This is a genomic window from Paenibacillus zanthoxyli JH29 (assembly GCF_000520715.1).
Classification (GTDB): domain Bacteria; phylum Bacillota; class Bacilli; order Paenibacillales; family Paenibacillaceae; genus Paenibacillus_AQ; species Paenibacillus_AQ zanthoxyli.
This window is the reverse complement of record NZ_ASSD01000693.1, coordinates 1-2,357: the sequence shown is the minus strand read 5'-3', so window position 1 is coordinate 2,357 and position 2,357 is coordinate 1. Positions and strand designations below refer to the sequence as shown.

The window sequence follows — 2,357 nt, the reverse complement described above, 5'->3', positions numbered from 1 at the left end:
CTGCAGGTGACGCTTGTTGCCGCGAGCCCGAGGCTGCCCCGCCAGAACGACCTGGTCCGCCTTCTTCGCTTAACGCTGCCGGACGTGATTGGAATCGCCCTAAATGTCAATCCGAAGAAGACCCCGCTTATCTTCGGAGACCGGACGATTACCCTATGGGGTGAAGACACAATGGAGGAGTCGCTGGGCGACTTGCAGTTCTCGCTGTCGCCGCGCGCCTTCTTCCAGCTTAATCCGCAGGCGACGGTCAAGCTGTACGAATCGGTGCGTGCAGCCGCCGGCCTGACCGGCAGGGAGACCGTCGTGGACGCTTACTGCGGCACCGGCACAATCGGGCTGTGGCTTGCGCCTTACGCCAAGGAAGTGCGCGGCATCGAGGCGATTCCGGAAGCGGTGGAGGACGCGAAGCAGAACGCGGCCCGCAACGGCCGCAGCAATATCAGCTTCCATACCGGAGCGGCGGAGGAGCTGCTGCCCCGCTGGGCCAAGTCCGGCCTGACCCCGGACGTCATCGTCGCCGACCCGCCCCGGACGGGGCTTGACCCCCGGTTCCTGGAGGCGGTGCTCCGCACCAAGCCGAACCGGTTCGTCTATGTCTCTTGCAACCCTTCCACCCTGGCGAAGGATTGCAAGGTGCTGCTGGAGGGCGGCTATGCCATCCAGTGGGTCCAGCCCGTCGATATGTTCCCGCAGACGAGTCATGTGGAGACGGTGGTTCTGATATTAAGTGAATAGCCAATGACAGTTGCCGCCGTTATTTTCGGAAGTTTGCCGCTCTCAGCCGTGAACGTATCACTCCGGTTCAGTTTTCCTATAAAATAGTTATCTCGCTGGTTATATATGCTGAGGAGGTATTAGCATTATGAGCCGGAAAATCGGCGTTATTAAATTTGGTGGGATTACATTGATTCTTTCAGGTATCCTCTTTTTAGCCCAATACCTTTTTCTTCTTCCTATGTCCAGTCCTCCGTCAGTGGATATTGATTTAATGACATGGCTTAAAAAATGGCAATTCAATATCTCAATGGCGGATGAATTGTTATTTTTCGCCTCATTACTCTTGATTCCTTCTATTGCAGCGTTGTACAAAATATTGGTGAAGGCGGCTAAAATCAAAGCATTGCTTGGATGCGGACTTTTGGCTGTCACTATTCCAATCAACTTAATCCTGGACATTATCCTGGGGCGATTGGTCTATCCGGTGTATCATATTGAACTTTCACCGGATATTTACAAACTAGTGGTCAGTTTGTACTATGGAGGCATGCACCTTGTAAATCTTATATTCTGTGCGGCTTCCATCTCATTGTGTTTCGCAATAAGAAAAAGTGCAATTGGCAAATTTGTCGCCTATTTGGGATTTACGGCAGGAATATTAGACTTCATCGGCGCATATCCGTGGTTGATTGGAGCTGTTATGTCATTTGTTACTCAGTTGTTTTTCTCGGCATGGTTAGTCATCCTTGGTATAAGAATCCTTGGCAATAGATCGGAAGAATACATTATTGCCGGTTCATGAAACATACTTAGGACCACCGGCAATAGCCTGTGGTTGCTCCGCCAAGGGGATACCAGATGGGTACGACATCTTTTTTACCCACTGAAGGCATACAGAATGCTGCTGCTTATTAGAACGTAACAGGCAAACAAGAATTTGAAATTAGGATTATTTGAGGGGTTATGGAGACAAAAGTTATTAGTAGAAAAAGGATTCTTATAAGTCGCCGGCGCTTCTTCCTCCGTCTAGGTAGGCACGGATTCGTCCTCCTTCAGTCGATGGCAGCCACAGCTGCAATCTGCACGTAACGTTGCTTTGTGACTTGCTTTCCTTTGCGGTTCGTTACGATATAAGGTTGTTTCATGTAGATGCCGGGAATCGCGATGGAAACCAGTCCTGACGCCTCCTTACGAATCAAGTTACGTACACTTCTCGGATAAGCATGATCGGCGTCAGCGGAACGTAGCGCTCCCTGCCTGTGCAAGGCTCAATGACGTTAGCAATATTTTCTAAGAATTTGCTTCCTAGTGCTGTGAATATCAAGGACTTTAACAGTATATTTGTCAAATTACTTGGTTTTCCGGTTGTTGCTTCCCTTTACTTTATTTTGATTTACACACACAGTGCTTCCATTACACAGTTATTTGGAAAAAATGCAAAATTATCTAATATACAATTAGGGATACGCTTTGGGATTTGCTTTGGATTAATTTTTTTATTAGGTATGCAAGAGGTTGTAGTAAATGCGTCACCATTTTCCGAATGGGGTCTTGACTTTGTTATATTTCAATTCTACATGGGAATTGGAGAAGCGATTATAGCATTGATGCATAGTTTTCGCAAACTCGTGACTTCAGTC

At 48.1% G+C, this 2,357-nt stretch carries 4 protein-coding genes; 3 read left to right on the top strand and 1 reads right to left on the bottom strand.

The features are described from left to right. Together rlmD and L691_RS0126730 are read left to right on the top strand one after the other, a co-directional pair. A partial coding sequence (rlmD, locus tag L691_RS0126735) for a 23S rRNA (uracil(1939)-C(5))-methyltransferase RlmD (RefSeq protein WP_025693255.1) occupies window positions 1-735 on the top strand: 735 nt, incomplete at its 5' end. A 127-nt stretch (window positions 736-862) separates the two neighbouring features. Then, window positions 863-1,519 (top strand): hypothetical protein, encoded by a 657-nt coding sequence (locus L691_RS0126730; protein ID WP_025693254.1) that lies wholly within the window; start codon window positions 863-865, stop codon window positions 1,517-1,519. A gap of 250 nt (window positions 1,520-1,769) precedes the next feature. Here the strand turns inward: L691_RS0126730 and L691_RS32355 are convergent, their stop codons facing one another. Beyond that, window positions 1,770-1,916, bottom strand: coding sequence for a hypothetical protein (locus L691_RS32355; RefSeq protein WP_156934354.1), 147 nt, complete (start codon window positions 1,914-1,916; stop codon window positions 1,770-1,772). A 72-nt stretch (window positions 1,917-1,988) separates the two neighbouring features. Between L691_RS32355 and L691_RS33865 the strand changes: the two genes are divergently transcribed. Then, window positions 1,989-2,357, top strand: a 369-nt coding sequence (locus L691_RS33865; protein ID WP_036738519.1) for a hypothetical protein, incomplete at its 3' end; no start/stop codon positions are given.

Bases quoted from the DNA above. Each gene is read 5' to 3' on its own strand.
- L691_RS0126730 (WP_025693254.1), top strand. From the start codon at position 863: ATGAGCCGGAAAATCGGCGTTATTAAATTTGGTGGGATTACATTGATT.